General features: G+C 71.5%; 17 protein-coding genes. 5 read left to right on the top strand and 12 right to left on the bottom strand.

What is annotated here, in order from left to right; translation table 11 throughout:
- Positions 1-109: 109 nt before the first annotated feature.
- The gene (locus ACZ4UX_RS00085; protein ID WP_465704499.1) at positions 110-1,045 is read left to right on the top strand and encodes a LysR family transcriptional regulator; all 936 of its coding nucleotides are present in this window, start codon (positions 110-112) and stop codon (positions 1,043-1,045) included.
- 33 nt (positions 1,046-1,078) lie between these two features.
- Here the strand turns inward: ACZ4UX_RS00085 and ACZ4UX_RS00080 are convergent, their stop codons facing one another.
- The 3 genes from ACZ4UX_RS00080 to ACZ4UX_RS00070 all read right to left on the bottom strand — a co-directional run bounded on the left by ACZ4UX_RS00080 (position 1,079) and on the right by ACZ4UX_RS00070 (position 4,879).
- Positions 1,079-1,990 carry a hypothetical protein gene (locus ACZ4UX_RS00080; protein ID WP_465704497.1) on the bottom strand — a complete coding sequence of 304 codons (912 nt, stop codon included), beginning with the start codon at positions 1,988-1,990 and terminating at the stop codon, positions 1,079-1,081.
- Positions 1,991-2,204: 214 nt separating this feature from the next.
- On the bottom strand, positions 2,205-3,410 hold the full coding sequence (locus ACZ4UX_RS00075; RefSeq protein ID WP_329488875.1) for a metallophosphoesterase: 1,206 nt from the start codon (positions 3,408-3,410) through the stop codon (positions 2,205-2,207).
- A gap of 311 nt (positions 3,411-3,721) precedes the next feature.
- Complete coding sequence (locus tag ACZ4UX_RS00070; RefSeq protein ID WP_078879728.1) at positions 3,722-4,879, bottom strand: LacI family DNA-binding transcriptional regulator; 1,158 nt, start codon at positions 4,877-4,879, stop codon at positions 3,722-3,724.
- Positions 4,880-5,238: 359 nt separating this feature from the next.
- Here ACZ4UX_RS00070 and hisC point away from each other — a divergent pair, with 359 nt between their 5' ends.
- Complete coding sequence (hisC, locus tag ACZ4UX_RS00065; RefSeq protein ID WP_352295028.1) at positions 5,239-6,321, top strand: histidinol-phosphate transaminase; 1,083 nt, start codon at positions 5,239-5,241, stop codon at positions 6,319-6,321.
- A 98-nt stretch (positions 6,322-6,419) separates the two neighbouring features.
- On the opposite strand, the gene ACZ4UX_RS00060 is transcribed toward hisC, so the two are convergent.
- Entirely contained in the window at positions 6,420-7,826 is a 1,407-nt protein-coding gene (locus tag ACZ4UX_RS00060; RefSeq protein WP_380385596.1) for an MFS transporter, read from the bottom strand.
- A gap of 194 nt (positions 7,827-8,020) precedes the next feature.
- Here ACZ4UX_RS00060 and ACZ4UX_RS00055 point away from each other — a divergent pair, with 194 nt between their 5' ends.
- On the top strand, positions 8,021-8,971 hold the full coding sequence (locus tag ACZ4UX_RS00055; protein ID WP_465704494.1) for a helix-turn-helix transcriptional regulator: 951 nt from the start codon (positions 8,021-8,023) through the stop codon (positions 8,969-8,971).
- An 85-nt stretch (positions 8,972-9,056) separates the two neighbouring features.
- Here ACZ4UX_RS00055 and ACZ4UX_RS00050 read toward each other — a convergent pair whose 3' ends face one another.
- The 4 genes from ACZ4UX_RS00050 to ACZ4UX_RS00035 all read right to left on the bottom strand — a co-directional run bounded on the left by ACZ4UX_RS00050 (position 9,057) and on the right by ACZ4UX_RS00035 (position 11,219).
- Complete coding sequence (locus ACZ4UX_RS00050; RefSeq protein WP_465704492.1) at positions 9,057-10,025, bottom strand: hypothetical protein; 969 nt, start codon at positions 10,023-10,025, stop codon at positions 9,057-9,059.
- A 240-nt stretch (positions 10,026-10,265) separates the two neighbouring features.
- Positions 10,266-10,553 (bottom strand): hypothetical protein, encoded by a 288-nt coding sequence (locus tag ACZ4UX_RS00045; protein ID WP_465705421.1) that lies wholly within the window; start codon positions 10,551-10,553, stop codon positions 10,266-10,268.
- The gene (locus ACZ4UX_RS00040) at positions 10,550-10,789 is read right to left on the bottom strand and encodes a hypothetical protein (RefSeq protein ID WP_465704490.1); all 240 of its coding nucleotides are present in this window, start codon (positions 10,787-10,789) and stop codon (positions 10,550-10,552) included. The genes ACZ4UX_RS00045 and ACZ4UX_RS00040 overlap by 4 nt, the downstream gene beginning before the upstream one ends.
- A 55-nt stretch (positions 10,790-10,844) precedes the next feature.
- A complete protein-coding gene (locus ACZ4UX_RS00035) occupies positions 10,845-11,219 on the bottom strand; it encodes an ATP-binding protein (protein WP_465704488.1) in 375 nt (124 codons plus the stop codon).
- A gap of 320 nt (positions 11,220-11,539) precedes the next feature.
- Between ACZ4UX_RS00035 and ACZ4UX_RS00030 the strand changes: the two genes are divergently transcribed.
- Both ACZ4UX_RS00030 and ACZ4UX_RS00025 read left to right on the top strand, forming a co-directional pair.
- The gene (locus ACZ4UX_RS00030) at positions 11,540-12,403 is read left to right on the top strand and encodes a helix-turn-helix domain-containing protein (protein WP_465704486.1); all 864 of its coding nucleotides are present in this window, start codon (positions 11,540-11,542) and stop codon (positions 12,401-12,403) included.
- Positions 12,396-12,590, top strand: coding sequence for a DUF397 domain-containing protein (locus ACZ4UX_RS00025; protein ID WP_465704484.1), 195 nt, complete (start codon positions 12,396-12,398; stop codon positions 12,588-12,590). Before ACZ4UX_RS00030 ends, ACZ4UX_RS00025 begins: the two co-directional genes overlap by 8 nt.
- Before the next feature lie 86 nt (positions 12,591-12,676).
- Here the strand turns inward: ACZ4UX_RS00025 and ACZ4UX_RS00020 are convergent, their stop codons facing one another.
- The 4 genes from ACZ4UX_RS00020 to ACZ4UX_RS00005 form a co-directional block, all read right to left on the bottom strand.
- Positions 12,677-13,189 (bottom strand): DUF6879 family protein, encoded by a 513-nt coding sequence (locus tag ACZ4UX_RS00020; RefSeq protein WP_465704482.1) that lies wholly within the window; start codon positions 13,187-13,189, stop codon positions 12,677-12,679.
- 359 nt (positions 13,190-13,548) lie between these two features.
- Positions 13,549-14,064 carry a DUF6879 family protein gene (locus ACZ4UX_RS00015; protein WP_465705377.1) on the bottom strand — a complete coding sequence of 172 codons (516 nt, stop codon included), beginning with the start codon at positions 14,062-14,064 and terminating at the stop codon, positions 13,549-13,551.
- A 306-nt stretch (positions 14,065-14,370) separates the two neighbouring features.
- A complete protein-coding gene (locus ACZ4UX_RS00010; RefSeq protein WP_465704480.1) occupies positions 14,371-15,714 on the bottom strand; it encodes a helix-turn-helix domain-containing protein in 1,344 nt (447 codons plus the stop codon).
- A gap of 89 nt (positions 15,715-15,803) precedes the next feature.
- Positions 15,804-16,517 (bottom strand): class I SAM-dependent methyltransferase, encoded by a 714-nt coding sequence (locus ACZ4UX_RS00005; protein ID WP_465704478.1) that lies wholly within the window; start codon positions 16,515-16,517, stop codon positions 15,804-15,806.
- Positions 16,518-16,740: the final 223 nt, after the last annotated feature.

Raw genomic sequence — 16,740 nt, 5'->3', positions numbered from 1 at the left:
GGTGGGGCGGGCGGGTTGACGTGCTTCCATGATCGGACCGCCCCGGGCGGGGGATCAACGCTCGATCGGTCCAGGATCGTTCACCGGAAGTAAACGATGGGAGCCGGCCGTGTGGGAGCGCCACGAGATCGAGGCGCTGCTGACCCTCGCCGAGGAGCTCCACTTCGGGCGGACCGCCGAGCGCCTGGGAGTCAGCACCGGCCGGATCAGCCAGGTGATCGGGAAGCTGGAGCGGCGGATCGGCGCCCGGCTGTTCGAGCGCACCAGCCGGACCGTGCGGCTCACCGCGATCGGGCAGCGGCTGGCCGCGGACCTGGCGCCGCTGGCCGCCGGGATCGAGGAGTCGGTGCGCCGCGCCGTCGACGCCGGGCGGGGGGTGACCGGGGAGCTGCGGGTCGCCTTCCTCGGCGAGTGGACCGCGCCGGTGCTGCTCAGGGCCGTGCGGCTGTTCACCGAGCGCCACCCGGGCTGCCGGGTGGACGTCCGGGAGGTGCAGCTGTTCAACTCCCGGGCCAGCCTGCTGGACGGCTCCGTCGACCTCCTCATCGCGGCCTTCCCGTTCGACGGGATGGCCCGCGGGCCGGCGCTGGTGGAGGAGCGGCGGGTCCTGGCGGTGGCCGCCGGGCATCCGCTGGCCGGGGCGGAGTCGGTCTCGCTCGAAGTCCTCGCCGAGTACCCGGTGGTGCAGTACCCGGCGGTCACCTCGGTCGAGTTCAAGCGGGACCGGACGCCGGAGCGCACCCCGGCGGGCCGGCCGGTGCCCGCGGGGCCGGTCGGCAACACCTTCTCGGAGATGCTCTCGCTGGTCGCGATGGGCCGGGGCGTCCTGCCGGTGGGCGAGCACTCCCGGCGGTACTACCCCCGCCCGGACGTCGCCTACGTGCCGATCCACGACGCGTCGCCGATCGAGCGCGGCCTGGTCTGGTTGGAGAGCAACACCACCGAGCGGGTCCGCGCGTTCGTCCGCGCCGCGACGGACGCCGGCACGGGGGCGGACGCGGGGGCGGACGGCGGTGCCGGTCCCTCTACCGCGCCGGCGAACTGACGCCGAGTGGGCCGGCCCGCCCGTCGCCCGGGGTCAGACCTCGTCCGGCCCCGTGAAGCCCGGCCCGGTGTAGCCGGGGCCGGTGAAGTCCGGGGTGCTGAAGGAGGCCGTGCGCGGCTCCCGGCCCTGCGGGTCGGTGAGCCCCTCGGCACCGGGGCTGGTGAAGCCCGGACCGCTGTAGCCGGGGCTGCTGAAGTCCGGGCGGGCGGTGTCCGGGCGGGCGCTGCCGGGGCGGGCGGTGTCGGGTCCGGCGCCCGGTCCCGGTATGCCCGGCGCCGTCGTGGGGTCGGCGCGCAGGGCGGTGTGCAGGTAGGGCAGCAGCGCCCGCTCGCGCAGGGCGCGCTGCCAGTCGCGCCGGGCGTCGGCGAGTTCGGCGGCGAGGTCCGGGTCGGTGCCGGGGGGCGTCGGGGTTCCGGCGCCGTCCCGCAGGGCGGTGAGGATCAGCCCGACGATGCCCACCGCCATCGCGACCACGCCGGCCGCCAGCGCCAGCCAGCCGGCGGTCAGCAGCGAGCGGGCCAGTCGCAGCTCGGGGTCGGCGGCCCGCAGCGTGTAGCCGATCAGCAGCAGGACGAGTGCGGCGGCCCAGGCCAGGATCGGGGTGAGCACGGTGAGCACCGGGAAGAGCCCGGCGCCGCCGTTGGCGGAGCGCAGCTGGGTGAGCAGGCCGGGCGCGCTGGGCTCGCCGCTCCGGGCGGGCGGTGGTGTCTCCCGCAGGCTGTCGCGGAGCCGGAGGTAGTGCGTGTACTCGGTGGCCGCCGCGGCCGCGACGCCGTCGGCGGCGCGCAGGGCCTTGATGCGCAACTGGTCGGCGGTGAGTGCGCCGGGCGTGCGCAGGGCGGTGAGGACGGTGCCGTCACGCAGTGCTTCGTCGAGGAGGCGCTCGTAGTCAGGGCGGTCCTCGGCGAGCAGGTGCGGGGCGTTGTTCATGGGGACCCCGTTCATGCCAACCCCGTTCGCTCCGTCGCGGTGCACGGAGACGGGTAGGGAGACGGGCCGTCACACGGGCGGCCGGGTGTGGTGTGCCCTCGATGGTAGGGGTGGTCACGGCCGCGCAGACAGTAAGTTTCCGGAATTTCGCGCCCCGGGCCGCGCGTGCGCTACGGCCCGGGCGCCGGGAACGGGTGTTCGCCCTGGGGTCGGTGGGGCGGCCGGGGGGTCAGATCGGCAGCCGTGCGACGAGCAGTCGCCCCTCCATGGTGACCCCGCCGTCCATGGCGACGGCGAGCTCGTCGGCGTAGACGTACGGGCCCGGGATGTGCGGCGGCGCGCCGTCGTCGGCGTGCACCGCGCCGGTCAGGTACGGGATGGGGCTGTGGCCGTGCACGATCCGCGCGCCGCCGTAGGTGTCGAGCAGCTCGTGGGCGGCCGTCGGGCCGCCGTCGCCGCGGAACGCGAAGCGCTTGGTGAACCGGCGGAAGCAGTCCCACCACTCGTCGACGCCCTCGTCCGCGAGCAGGTGGTGGACGGCGTCGTTGACCTCGGCGATGGAGTCGCCGTACTCCAGGTACGCGGTGGTGTCGGAGTGCAGCAGCAGGTGGCCCTCCTCCAGCGCGATGGCGGGCAGCCGGGAGAGCCAGCTGATGTGGTGCGTCTCCAGGCGGTCCAGGTCGTGCTGCTGGCCGCCGTTGAGCCGCCAGGCGGCCAGGAAGGAGGCCGTCCCGGCGGTGGACTGGACGGGTTCGTCGCCGTACCGGGCGGCGCCCAGGAAGAGCAGTTCGTGATTGCCCATCAGGGCCCGGCAGTAGCCGCCCGCGGCGGCGGCCTCGGCGGCGAGCTGCATGACCAGGTCGATGACGCCGATGCCGTCGGGGCCGCGGTCGGTGAAGTCACCGAGGAACCAGATCCGCGAGCGCCCGGCGGCCCAGTGGCCCTCGGCGTCGATCAGGCCCTGGTGGCGCAGTTCGGCGAGCAGCTCGTCGAGGTAGCCGTGCACGTCGCCGACGACGTAGAGCGGGCCGGGCGGCTCGTTCGGGGCGGGCGCCGGGTACGGGTGGTAGGGCAGGCCGGGCTCGGGCAGCGGGGGGCCGAGCTCGATGGTCGGCGGGTCGTCGTTCTGGTGCGCGGGCGAGGGCCGGTCCGGCAGGGTCGGCTCGTACCCGCCGTGCTCGGTCTGCGCGGCGTGCGGGTGCCCCACGTCGTGCGGGTGACCGGTGTTCTGCGGGTGTCCGGCGGCCGGCCAGTGCTGTTCGAGGTACCGGGCGCCGCCGTAGCCGCTGTAGGTCTCCGACTCGTAGGCCGCCTCGGCGTACCCGGTCGGCTCGGGTTCGTAGTAGGTGCCGAAGGGCAGCACGTCGAGGTCCGGCTGGTGGCGGGGGCCTGAGTCGGGGTGTTCAGGCCCGGGGAAGCGGTCCTCGGGTGTCATTCGCCCATCATAGGAAGACCACTCTCCCGGCGTCGTCACCTGGTGGGTATCCAATCCTCCGGAGCGTCAGCCGGGCGGTCCGTCAGGTCCGTTTTGTCCTGGCTAGGTATGGTCTAGACCGCAAGATGATCACCTGCGGCCGTCCGTGGCGATGCGTGCCGGTCCGTGACAGGACCATGCCGAGCCGGGAGCCCGGGACCGGCCGCCGCACCGGTGCTCGGCCCACGCACCGGCCCACGCCCCGGCCCACGCACCGGCCCGGGCGGCCGGCCCGACCGCCCGCGCCGGCCCGCTCGGTGCCCGTCGGCCCCCTACACCTCGCCCGGCGGGCGCGGCGGGCTGACGGTGGTGCGCGGACTCCGCCGTTGGGAGGACGCGCGGACGATCAGCTCGGTGGGCATCAGCGTGCCGGGCGGCGGCCCCGTCCCGGCGGTGCGGAAGCGGGGCGGGAAGAGCCGGGCGATGTCGACGCCCGTCCCGGAGTCCACTCCCTCGATGGCGTCGATGAGCAGGTTGACCACCGTCGTCCCGATCCGCCGGGGCTTGAGCGAGAGCGTGGTGATCGGCGGCTCGGTGGTCGCGTACACATCGCTCTCGCTGCAGCAGACCAGCAGCAGGTCGTCCGGCACCCGCAGGCCGTACCGCCGGGCGGCGGCGAGCAGGTCGGTGCCGTTCGGGTCGAAGAGCCCGTAGACGGCGTCGGGCCGGTCCGGGCGGGCCAGCAGCCGGTCGGCGGCGACGGCCCCCGCGGCCGGGTCGTGCGCCGGGTAGGTCTCGTAGACCGGCTCCTGGCCGACCTTGGCGCACCAGCCGAGGTAGGCCTCGGTGGAGAGCCGGGTGTAGGTGTCGGTGCTGGTGCCGGTGAGCAGGCCGATCCGGCGGGCGCCGGCCTCGGAGAGGTGGTCGAGGATGCCGAGCACGGCGGCCTCGTGGTCGTTGTCGACCCAGGCGGTGACCGGGCAGTTGCCCGGCTTGCCGTCGCTGACCACCGGGACGCCGGACCGGTACAGCTCGCTGACCAGGGGGTCCTGGTCGGGCGGGTCGATCACCACGGTGCCGTCCAGGGCGATGTTGCCCCAGACGTCGTGCCGGGAGGAGGCGGGCAGCACCACCAGGGCGTAGCCGCGGCCGAGCGCGGCGCTGGTGGCGGCGCGGGCCATCTCGGCGAAGTAGGCGAACTCGGTGAAGGTGAACGGCTCTTCGCCGTAGGTGGTGACGGTCAGTCCGATCAGGCCGGAGCGCCCGGTGCGCAGGGTTCGGGCGGCGGCCGAGGGGCGGTAGCCGAGGCGCTCGGCGACTTCGCGCACCCGGCTTCTGGTCTCGTCGGGCAGGCGGCCCTTACCGTTGAGCGCGTCGGAGACGGTGGTGATCGACACTCCTGCGGCTGCTGCCACATCCCGGATGCCGGCCCGCTCCAGACGCCGCGAGGTGGTGGGTCGCCGACCGCTCTGGTTGGCTGCTGCTGTCATGGCGGACCGATCGTATGGCTCCTGACAAGGGTCTGTGACCGGCGCATCGGGGGTCCTTGGAGATACGTTTCTCCAAGAGTGAGCCCGTGTGCGCCCCTTCGATACCCGCACGAAACCAGCCGTCTTACCTCTGACATGTGCCAAAGGAACCCTGCAGAATGGCTGATCTGCACCAGTAACCCGACCGGGCATCTCACTCCTACGGGTGAGCCGCGGTCGGTATCGTTCAGGGCACCCGACCGGGGTGGTCCGGTGCGTTGCGAGATCCCGGGGCACGGCGGCGATCCCGTCCGGCGCGGGAGCGGACGCACCAGCGGGCCCGACGCAGTGGGCCCGACGGAGAGAGAAGGAGAAGGACCGTGAGCGGAACGGCAGCGCAGGGGCCTCGGCTGAGGTCGAGCCTGGACGGCATCCCCACCTACAAGCCCGGCAAGCCCGCCGGCGCCGACGCCTACAAGCTGTCCTCCAACGAGAACCCGTACGAGCCGCTGCCCGGCGTGCTCGAAGCGGCGGTCGCGGCGGCCGGCTCGCTCAACCGGTACCCGGACATGGCGGTCACCGAGCTGACCGCCGAGCTGGCCCGGCGCTTCGACGTCCCGGCCGAGCACATCGCCACCGGCACCGGCTCGGTCGGCGTCGCCCAGTCGCTGATCCTCGCCACGGCCGGCCCGGGCGACGAGGTGATCTTCGCCTGGCGCTCCTTCGAGGCCTACCCGATCATCACCCAGGTCGCCGGCGCGACCCCCGTCCCGGTGGCGCTCACCGCGGGCGGCGACCACGACCTGGACGCGATGCTGGCCGCGGTCACCGACCGCACCCGGCTGATCTTCGTCTGCAACCCGAACAACCCCACCGGCAACGTGATCCACCGCGCCGAGCTGGAGCGCTTCCTGGACGCGGTGCCCGCCGACATCCTGGTGGTCGTCGACGAGGCGTACATCGAGTTCATCCGCGACGCCGACGTCCCCAACGGCATCGACCTCTACCGCGACCGCCCCAACGTCTGCGTGCTGCGGACCTTCTCCAAGGCGTACGGCCTGGCGGGCATGCGGGTCGGCTTCGCGATCGCGCACGAGCCGGTGGCGAACGCGCTGCGCAAGACGGCGGTGCCGTTCGGCGTCACCCAGCTCGCGCAGAACGCGGCCGTCGCCTCGCTGCGGGCCGAGGAGGCCCTGATGGTCCGGGTCGACGCACTGGTCGAGGAGCGCACCCGGGTGGTCGCCGGGCTGCGCGCCCAGGGCTGGGAGATCCCGGACTCGCAGGCCAACTTCGTCTGGCTGGCGCTCGGCGAGCGCTCCCAGGAGTTCGCGGCGGCCTGTGCCGACGCCGGCGTGATCGTCCGCCCGTTCCCGGAGGGCGTCCGGATCTCGATCGGCGAGGTCGAGGGCAACTCGATCTTCCTCACGGTGGCCGAGGCGTTCCGCAAGACGATCGACGGCTGACCTCGTACGGACACCGGCTTCACCAGGGGCGCACCGCTCGGCGGTGCGCCCCTGCGTCGTCCCGTCCGACGTCCCACTCCGCCGGTCGGGCGGGGCACTCATCCCCGCCGCAGGAAGAGCGCCGAGGCGAGGGCGGCGAGCAGCACCAGCGCGGTGTTCACGGCGATCGCCCAGGTGACCCCGGTGAGCACGGTGGTCCCCGCGGCGGCCGCGGTGGCGACCGCGCTCATCACCGGGGTGCCCAGGGTGATGCCGACCTGCTGGGTCATGGTGGCGACCCCGGTGGCCAGCCCCTGCTCCTCGTCCGGCAGGCCCGAGGTGGCCGTCACCATGAAGCCGACGATCGCCAGCATGTTGCCGACCCCGCCGACGAAGGTCGCCGCCAGCAGCAGGCCGAGCCAGGCCCGGTCGGCGCCGAGCAGGAGCAGTGCGGCGGTCGCGGCGGCCTGCACCAGGAATCCCGCGAGCAGCGCGCCCCGGCTGCCGAGCCGCCCGATCAGCCGCGGCGCGACCACACCGCCGAGCACGGTGCCGGCACCCAGGACCCCGAAGGCCAGGCCGGTGGCCAGCGCGGAGAAGCCCAGCACCCGCTGGAGGTAGAGGGTCAGCAGGAAGACCAGCGAGGTCTCGGTGGCGAAGGCCAGCAGGCCGGCCGCGTTGCCCCAGACCACCGTGCGCCGCCGCAGCACCCGGACCGGCACGAGGGGCGAGGCGGCGGTCCGCTCGACGAACCAGAACGCCACCAGCAGCGCCGCGCCCAGCCCCAGCGAGCCGAGCGCGAGCGGGTCGCCCCAGCCGTGCTCACCGGCCGCCGTCAGTCCGTGGACCAGGGCGAGCAGACCGCCGGTGACGGTGACCGCCCCCGGGAAGTCCATCCGGACCTTCCCGGCCGGCCGGCTCTCCGCGATCAGCCGGGGAGCCACCAGCAGGACGGCCAGGGCCACCGGCACGTTGACGAAGAACGCCCAGCGCCAGCTCAGCAGGTCGGTGAGCAGCCCGCCGAGTACCGCGCCCGAGGTGAAGCCGGCCGACATCAGCGCGCCGTTCAGGCCCAGTGCCCGCTCGCGCAGCGGGCCCTCCGGGAAGGCGGTGGTGAGCAGCGCCAGCCCGGCCGGCGTGACGGCGGCGGTGGCCAGGCCCTGCGCCACCCGGGCGGCCAGCAGCAGCTCCGGGGTGGTGGCCAGCCCGCCGACCAGCGAGGAGACGCCGAGCACGGCCAGGCCGATCAGGAACACCCGGCGCCGCCCGAAGAGGTCGGCGACCCGTCCGAACAGCAGGGTGAAGCCCGCCGCGCTCAGGGCGAAGGCGGTGGCGATCCACTGCAGGCTGCCGAGCCCGAAGCCGAGACCCTGGCCGATCACCGGCAGGGCGACGTTCAGGATCGAGAAGTCCACAGCCAGCATGAACTGGGCGGCCAGCAGCACGACCAGGACGAGTCGCTGCCGGCCGGTCATACCGGCTGGTGTGCGGGGGAGGGCTGGTGCTTCGGACAGGGTGGCGGTCATCGCTCCGCTGCCTTTCGCTCGACGGGGTGTTCCGGGTACGGCAGCAGCCTGCTGGGCCGCGCCGGGGGTACCCAGATCCCCGCGGAGGGTGGCACTGGCAGGGACAGGCTCGGCGCCGCCCGGCGGTGTTCACTGGAGGCATGACCGCACCCGAGACACCGTCAGCGCAGCAGCCCGTGTCGGCGGAGAGGCCGTTGTCGGCCCCCTCCTTGGCGTCGTCGGCGGGGGCGGAGAAGCCGAGCGAGCTGGGCGAGTTCCTGCGCACCCGCCGCGCCCGGCTGCGACCCGAGGACGTCGGGCTGACCACGTACGGCAGCCGGCGCCGGGTGCCCGGGCTGCGGCGCGAGGAGCTGTCCCAGCTGGCGGGCGTCAGCATCACCTACTACACGCGGCTGGAGCAGGGGCAGAGCCGCAACGTCTCCGACGAGGTGCTGGACGCCATCGCCCGGGCGCTGCGCCTCGACGGCGACGAGCACGCCCACCTGCGCAACCTGGCCCGCCCGGGCCGGGCGGCTAAGGGGCGCCCGGCCGAGCGCTTCGAGCGGGTCCGGCCGGCGGTGGGCCGGCTGATCGCGGCGATGGCCGACGTCCCGGCGGTGGTGGTCGGCCTGCGCAACGAGGTGCTGGCCTGGAACCCGCTCGGCCACGCACTGCTGGCCGGACACCTGGACGCGACGGCGCCGGACTCGCCGTCGGCGCGTCCCAACCTCTCCCGGCTGCTCTTCCTCGACCCGCGGACCCGGGAGCTCTACCCGGGCTGGGAGACCGAGGCCCGGGCCCAGGTCGCCTTCCTGCGGCTGGCCGCCGGGCGGCACCAGGAGGACCGGCAACTGGCCGAGGTGATCGGCGAGCTGTCGATGAAGAGCGCGGAGTTCGCGGCGCTCTGGTCGCGCCACCCGGTGCACGACTGCCTGTTCGGCACCAAGGAGTTCCACCACCCGGTGGTCGGGGACTTGGCGCTGGACTTCGAGGCGCTGCCGCTGCCGGAGGCGTCCGGGCACCGGATGCTGCTCTTCAGCGCGGTGCCCGGCTCGTCGTCGGAGGCCGGTCTGCGGCTGCTGGCGGCCAGTGCGGCGGCCTCGGGGTGGGCGTCGGGTCGGACGTCGGGTCGGACGTCGGCGGACCGGGAGCCGGTCGAGGACTGAGCCCGTCGTCACCCGGGAACGACGAGGGGCCCTGCCTCCGCACCGCCGTGCGGGGGCAGGGCCCCTGTGGTGCTCCGTGGGCCGGTCAGCGCTGGGGACGCAGCCGGCGCACGGCGATCAGAACGCCCGCGCCGAGCGCGACGAAGGCGGCGGAGGCGGCGGCGAGGAAGCCGTTGGGGGTGCCGGCGCCGGTCTGGGCGAGCTCGGGGGTGCCGGCCGGGGCGGTGGTGGCGGGGGCGGTGGTGGCGGAAGCGGTCGGCGTGGCCTTGGGGGTGGCGGGGGTCTGCGTCTTGTCCTCGACGGGCGCGACGGGGGCGGCCGACTTCGGGGCGGCGGGCTTGGCGGTCGGCTTGGCGCTGGGCTTGGCCGTGGTCGTGGCGCTGGTCGTGGGCTTGGCGGTGGTGGCCGGCTTGGCCGGGGCGGCGGTGCGGAGCACCTTGTAGGTGTGGGAACCACTCTGCTCGATGGGGTAGCCGTCGGCCTTGCCACCGAGGTAGACCTGGAAGCTCTTCAGGTCGGCGGCGGCGTTCGCCGAGACGGAGACGCGGAAGGCGAAGTGGGTGGCGTGACCGTCGGTGAGCTGCTTCGTCTTGAGAGAGCTGGTGTCGGCGATGATCGTGGGGTCGCAGCCGTGGCGGAGGGTGAGCTTCTTCCAACCGCTGTGCTCGCTGGCGGCCTCGACAGTGAAGTCCTCCAGCCGGTTGGAGCCTTCCGGGTTGTAGATCGCGATGACGGGGGCGACGTTCTCGTAGGGGGCGCCGGTGAAGTTGCCGACCTCAAGGCCGATCTCGGCCTTGGCGCCGCCGGCGGTGATGCTCTGGCCGTCGGGGGTCATGAAGAACCCGGCGCCGAGGTTGCCCTGGTGGGCGGAGGCGGGGGTGACCGGCTTGGTCTCGGCGGCCGTGTTTCCCGAGCCGCAGGCCGAGGAGGCCTCGGCGGTCATCAGCTGGACGGAGCCGGCGAGGACGAGGGTGGCGGCGACGGCGGCGAGCCGGCGGCGGCCGGAGGTGGCGGTGATGTTCTTCGCGAACGGGGGCATAACGGACTTACGCATGACGTGTTTCCCCAGGGTCATGGTGCTGACGGTGTGTGAAGACGACCGGCTCCGCTGTCAGCGGTAGCGCCCCCCGGCCCTGCCGGTCTCGCTCTCCGTGCCTTCATCCGTATAGACGCGCATCCCCGCCGGGGGTTGCAGGTGGTTCAGAAGTTTTTTCGAGATTCTTCTGACCAGGGCGTTCGCTGCTGTGGGGCGGCGAGGCCCCGCCCTGGTGGCGGGGTCTCCGCGTCCGTCGGGTCAGTGCGGTATGGCGTGGCGTCCGGGTTTCTTCTGTGGGGCGGTGCGGTGGTGGGTTTCGGGGCCGTAGTGGCCGGCCTGGCGGGCGATCCAGGCGTATTCGTGGGTGCCGTCGGGGCGGGTGCGCAGTTCCCAGCGGCCGTGGGGGGTGATGGGTGGGGGTGGGGGTGGGGGGTGGTGGTTGATTTTGAGGGTGGTGAGGACGCCGAGGGCGACGGTGGTGAGGGCGAGGGCGAGGAGGGTGAGGAGGGCCGCGCCGACGAGGAAGTTGGCGGTGCCGGTTCTCATCGGCGGATCCCGAGGACGCGGTGGCCGAGGTGGGCGGCGAGGTCGTGGAGGAGGTCGTGGGCCTGGTGGTGGGTGAGGGGGAGGGCGAGTTGTTCGCCGGGGCCGGTGTGGATGTCGAGGTCGACGGCGAGGCGGAGCTGGAGGGTGGCGTCGGGGACGGGTTCGACGGTGAGGTAGGCGACGGTGGTGCGCTCGGTGTGGATCGCTTCGGTGATGAGGGGGATCAGGACTCCCACGGCTGGTTCCTTCCGGTGTCGCGGGGGTGTGGGGGGTCGGGTTCGGGGGTGGTGCTCACGCGGCGGAGTCCAGTTCGAACCAGACGCGTTTGCCGTGTTTGCGGGGGTCGGTGCCGAAGCGGTGGGTGAGGGAGCGGACGAGGTGCAGGCCCCGGCCGGAGAGGGCGTAGGGGTCGGCGGGGGTACGGGGTTCGGGGAGGTGGGGGTTGTCGTCGGCGACGGAGACGCGCAGGGTGTGGTCGCGCAGGAGGACGACGACGAGCGGGGCGGGGCTGCCGCCGTGGCGCCAGGCGTTGATGTAGAGCTCGCAGAGGGCGAGTTCGGCGTCGTGGATGAGGTCGGCGGGCCAGCCGGCGAGGTCGAGGGCCTCGCGCAGCTCCTCGCGGGCGGCGGACCAGTCGGGCGGTTCGGGCAGGGTGAAGGCACACATGAGGGACCTCCGAAGAGAGGCGGAGAGGAGTGGAGTGGGTGTGGCGGACCCGGCGGATTCGTCGCCGTGAGCCAGGCCGGAACGGGACTGGGAGTGCCGCGTACGGCTGCTCTGCGGTGCGCGGGCAGCAGGCGCCTACTGCCCTGGGAACAGGCGTTACTGACGGTCCATCGGATCGATGTGAGACGACCGTAGCGCACAGGGCTTGAAGTTTTAGGCGTATGGCGAAAGATTCACCCTTAGGTGGGTGGCGAGGTTTCAGATGGACCCGCACGCCGTGAGCGCGGCAGACTGTCGTCACTGCCCGCGGAGAGGACATCATGGCTGTTCGCAGCAACCCGACCATGCGTCAACGTCGGCTGGGAGTCGAGCTGCGGAGGATGCGGGAGCAGGCCGGACTCGGTGGAAGTCAGCTCGCCAAGATGCTGGGTATCAGCCCTGGTCAGATGACTCAGATGGAGACAGCGAAGATCGGCGTCAGCCCCGAACGCCTTCGCACCGTAGCCACCGCCTGCAGCTGTGCCAACCAACCGCTCATCGATGCTCTCGCCGAGATGGCCTCGGATCGGCGCAAAGGCTGGTGGGAGGAGTATCGAGGGGTTCTGCTGACGGACTTCCTCGATATCGCAGAACTCGAAGGCCGAGCTGCGCGCCTGGCTGTCAGCACCACCACGTACATGCCCGGCCTGTTCCAAACCAGTGCCTACGCGTCTGCTGTGTTCGCGCGAGTGGTTCCGCCGCTCCCACGGCAAGAGGCTGAGCTCAGGACTGCCTTCCGCATCAAGAGGCAACAGCTCATCCGATCGGGCAGGACTCCTCTGCAAGCTTTCGTTCATGAGGCTGCGCTGCGCATGCAATTCGGAGGCCCGCGCGTCCTCGCCGAACAACTTGACGCCCTTCTTGAACACTCCGAGCGCCCCGGTGTCTCCATCCGGGTTGTGCCATTCTCTGTCGAGACCTTCCCCGGTGCCGGTGAGAACCTCACCTTCGCAGAAGGCCCTGTCCCTGAGCTGGACACCATTCAGATGGACGTATCCCAGGGCGCGCTCTACTTCGACTCGCCGGCTGACGTGGCCAAGCATCGAGTCATCTTCTCGCGTCTGGGATCGACCGCGCTGTCCGAAGACGGATCGCGAGATTTCATCCGATCCATCATGAAAGAAGTGAAAGCCGCGAATGCCTAGGTCAGAGTGGCAGAAGTCCAGCTACAGCGCCTCGAACAACGAATGTGTCGAGGTGCGCACCGTCGACGGGATGGTCGAACTCCGCGAGTCCGACACCGGCGAGATCATCGTCCGCACCACGCCGCTCAAGTTCGCCAAGTTCGTGCAGGGCGTCAAGGCCGGCGAGTTCGACCACCTCACGACCTGACCGGACAGCGCCCCCTCGCTCGACCCGAGCGAGGGGGCGCCGCCAACCGATCCACTTCATTCACACCGGCAGGTCCCAGCCCCGGGTCACCCCGCGTTGTACTCCGTGAAGGGAACCGACAGCGACATGGCGAGATCCCGCCAGAACCGGAACCGGTCGAGGTCCGGGCTCTCCAGAAGCTCTCGGCCGATCTGCGTGCCGTCCGGGGCGTACTTCATGTCGACGACCTTCTTGCCGTCGAACATCCAGAAGTCCTGATCAGGGAGACCAGGATTCTCCTTGCCGGTCAGGTCGAGGATCCTGATGTCCTCCCCGGCTTCGACGTTGTAGGCGTAAGCAGCGAATTCGTACCGCAGGTAGTCGGACAACGGCCGGGTGAGTACATGCACCCGAGCGATCCTGCGGCCCGTGGCACGGTAGTTCCGCACACGGGTGAGCCACCTGTCATCGGCATCGAGATGCAACTCGCCGGTGGCCAGGAACTGCTGGAACTCCTCGGCCTCACCCGGCATGGCATAGGAACTCCGGGTCTCCAGCCGAAACGCCTCCTGCTCGAACGAGTCGAAGAACGCCCGCCAGTCATCACCGGTCAAGCGCATGGAACGCCTCCCGCAGAAGAGCCTCCGGGATCTCCACCACGGCCTCGCCCTCCGGAGTCGGGCGGAAGCCTTGTGCGGTCACAAGCCTCCGCTCAGTCCTACAGCGGTCGTCCCGCCAGCCCGGGACACCACCTGGGATCCTCGTGAGCTTCATGGTTCTCCCTCCACACACGCTGTGGACTTCATAGGTCCCACTCTCATCGGTGAAGGCCTTCAGCCCGGAGAACAAGCCGACTCGGAGTGGGAAGTCGGTGGGTCCGACTTCCCACTCCAACCCCCGCTCGCAGGGGCAGGCTCCTGAGCATCCGGCCCCGATCCCGATCCCGATCCCGATCAGCTGAGCTGATCGGGATCGGGCGTCACATGTGGTCGTTCGCGTATTCGAGGAACGGCACCGAGTTCACGATCGCCAGCCGCTTCAACTCTCGGCACTCTTCGGCTCGTCCATCGACCAGCTCGCGGTTGATCTGCGTTCCGTCCGGGCGGAAGTTCAGATGGACGACCGAGGACTCGTCGAACATCCACCAGTCCTGGTCCGGGATCCCGAAGTCCTGCTCGGTGGCGTCGAGGATGCGGATGTCCTCCCCGGCCGCGATGTTGCCGGGGATCCCCCAGGCGAACTGGTATCGCTGGTAGTCGGTCAACGGCCTCCGCACCAACCGGACCCGGCCGATCGTCCTGCCGGTGGCGACGAAGCCCTGAACCCGTCGGTGCCAGGCCGCGTTGTGCTCGGCCGGCTTCGGTTCGCCGCGCAGGAACCGCGCGAGGTTCTCGGCCTCGCGCGGCATGGTGTACGCCGGCTGGGCCTCCAGTCGGAACGCATCCTGGCGATACCCGTCGAAGTGTTGGCGCCACTGGTCACCATCCAAGAGCACGGACAGCCTCCTCAAGGGTTGCTCCGGGCAATCGGCCCTCGGGCACGAAGTTAGGGACGGTGGGAGCAACTGTCCACTCCGAAAGGGCCGGTGTTGCCGTGTGGGGCCAAGAATCGAGTGTCGTGGTGCGGAGCAGCCGCGGCGGCCTGTTCACGGCGAGGTGGGGGCGTGGGCGATGTGGCGGTGGCAGGGCGTACCCGGCTGTGGAGAGGGAAGTCGGCGGGTCCGACTTCCCACTCCAGGCTCACTGGGATTGGCCCCGACGCGGTCGCACCGCAGCTGTAGGCGGACTTGGCCTTGCCGCGTCTAAGCGTCGAATGCGCCAGTTCGGGCGGCGAAGGCGCGTAGTCCGGGGAGGCGGGCCGAGGAGTGCACGAGGCCGGACGTGATCGCGCGAACGGACGGCCGGCGCAGTTCTTCGGGCGCCACGCGTTCCATGGCCTGCAACGCCGCGTAGGTCCGACCGTCGTCCCCCAAAGCGGTCCAGAGCCGGGCGGCGTCGGTGTAGAACCGCGCCCGCCGTTCCTGCGTCGGAAGGCGAGCAGGGTCGAGGGCACGGGCGTGGGAAACCCCGGAGTCCGGCTCGTTGAGCGTTGTGGCGATGCCGATCCGGTAGAGCGTCACTTGCTCTGGGGTGGCCTCTACAGTGAACAACTCTCCTGTACGCCCTGAGGGAATCCGCTTGGCCAGCAGTTCCGCCTCGTCGATCAGCTCGTTGGCGGTACGGCCGTCTCCTCCGGTCGCAGCGGTATAGGCAGCGGTCAGGAGCAGTGTGGTGCGGACGGCGCGTAGGTCGTCCTCGCGCCCGGCCTGTGCGTGCAGGTTGTTCGCGGTCGAGGTGAGGAGTTGGACGGCAGAGGAGATGCGTCCGGAGCGGCGCATGGTGATGGCGAGCACCCGGGCCGCCTCTCCGACCACGACGGGTGAGCCGGAGGCGCGGGCTGCGGTCAGAGCGCGGTCAGCGGTGGCCCAGGCGTAGTCGGCGCTCTCCTTGACCGCCAGCTCGGTCGCAAGCACGTAGGAGCGGGCGATGGCCGCGCACGCTCGCTCACGTGCCAGGCCGGTACCAGTGTTCCGCGCTGCCTCCGCTCCGCTGATCAATGCGGGCAAGGTGTGGCGCAGACGGGAGTAGCGGGCTGCGCGGAAGTCGGCGCGGGCGGTGGCGAGCGCGCCTGCGAGGCCGGGCAGCGGAGTGGGCGGGCCGGGGGCGAACAGCGCCTCTTCCAGTGGGTCGCCGCCGATGCCGGACTTCTTGGCAGCCGTCACCGCGTCGGCCTGCTCGGTGCCGATGACCACTGCGCCCACGCCTGCGGCTCCCGCCGCGAGGAATCGCCTTCGCCGCACCTCGTCCTCCGACTTTTGGTGACCTGTCGTCACCCTAGTAGCAACCGTGCTGCCGGGGGGTGCAGTCCGCGTGTGTCGGGCCGGGTGGTCGCGGTGGAGGCCGAGGTGGGTTGGCGGGATGTCCAGGAACTCCGCGATGCGGAGCAGGGCGCCGTCGGCCACTGCCATCTGTCCTCGCAGGATCCGGGACATGGCCGAGGCGGAGTAGCCGGCGTGCGCGCCCACTTCCGCAAGGGTCACCCGCTTCACCGCCCGGGCGGCGCGCAGGATGGCCGGTACGTCGACGACCGTCTCTGTGCGAGACACGATCCCTCCCCGGAGCCGACAGGAACTCAACGGTAGTGACGATCAGGGGGCGCTCATAAGGGCGTGCACCGCGGGCAAGGCCCCCTGCCCTAAGGACGGTTGTCCTGATTCGTTGATCGTGTCCAGCGCCCGGCCGAGGCCTCTGCCGTCAGCAGTAGCGTCCCCAGGGCGCCGCTCTCCCGGGCCGGAATCACCTGTGCGCTGATATGGGTGAAGCCGTGGCGCTTGAGCAGATCGGTCCACTGTTCGGCGGTGTACTGCCAGCGCAGGACCGTCAGTTCGGTCTCGCGGCCCTCCAGCCACTTCCCTCCCATGGCCTGGGCGCCGTATGTTCCGGCAGCCGGTTCACGGTGGGAGAACGCGAAGGTACCGCCCGGGGCCAGCCGCTTGGCGACCCGGGGGAACAATTCCTCGGGGTCGGTGAACCAGACGGCACCCCAGGTCGAGTAGATCGCGTCGAACGACCTCACCTCCTCGTCCAGGAACGCGCAGGCCTCGGCGTGGACGAACTCCAGCGCCGACAGATCGGTCCAGAACGCCCGGGCGCGCTCGACCTGGACGAGTGAGAAGTCCACGGCGACGACCTCGACCCCTTCCCTCGCGAGGAACGCCGCGTTCTCACCCTCGGCGGGTCCGAGGTCGAGTGCTGTCCCCGGATTTCCCAGGATCTCCGCACCCGGTCCGTGACCGGGGACACCGGTCCAGTCGAATTGGTTCGCCTCGGGACGGGCCTGAGGGCCGTCCCCGCGGTGGGACCGGTACCTGTCCCAGTACTCCGGGGCGGTTCGGGGCGCGCTGGACATGGGTGCTCTCCGGGGCGACGAGGTGGGCGGTGCCGTGTCGAATCCGGCGACAACCTACCGGCGCGTGCTCCCGGGAAAGAGGGGAAAGGAGGCAATTCAGTCGGATGGGGCCTGGAGGCGTGAATCGCGATGCTGTTGGTTAATTCGGGCCCGTGCGTGACGTCGGCTCCCAAGACCCGGTTGTGGTCTTGGGAGCCGATGTTGTCGTGTGGGGAGGGTTCGG

Source organism: Kitasatospora sp. NPDC028961, assembly GCF_055564815.1.
The sequence above is the reverse complement of the archived record's forward strand: the minus strand, read 5'-3'. Positions and strand labels throughout refer to the sequence as shown.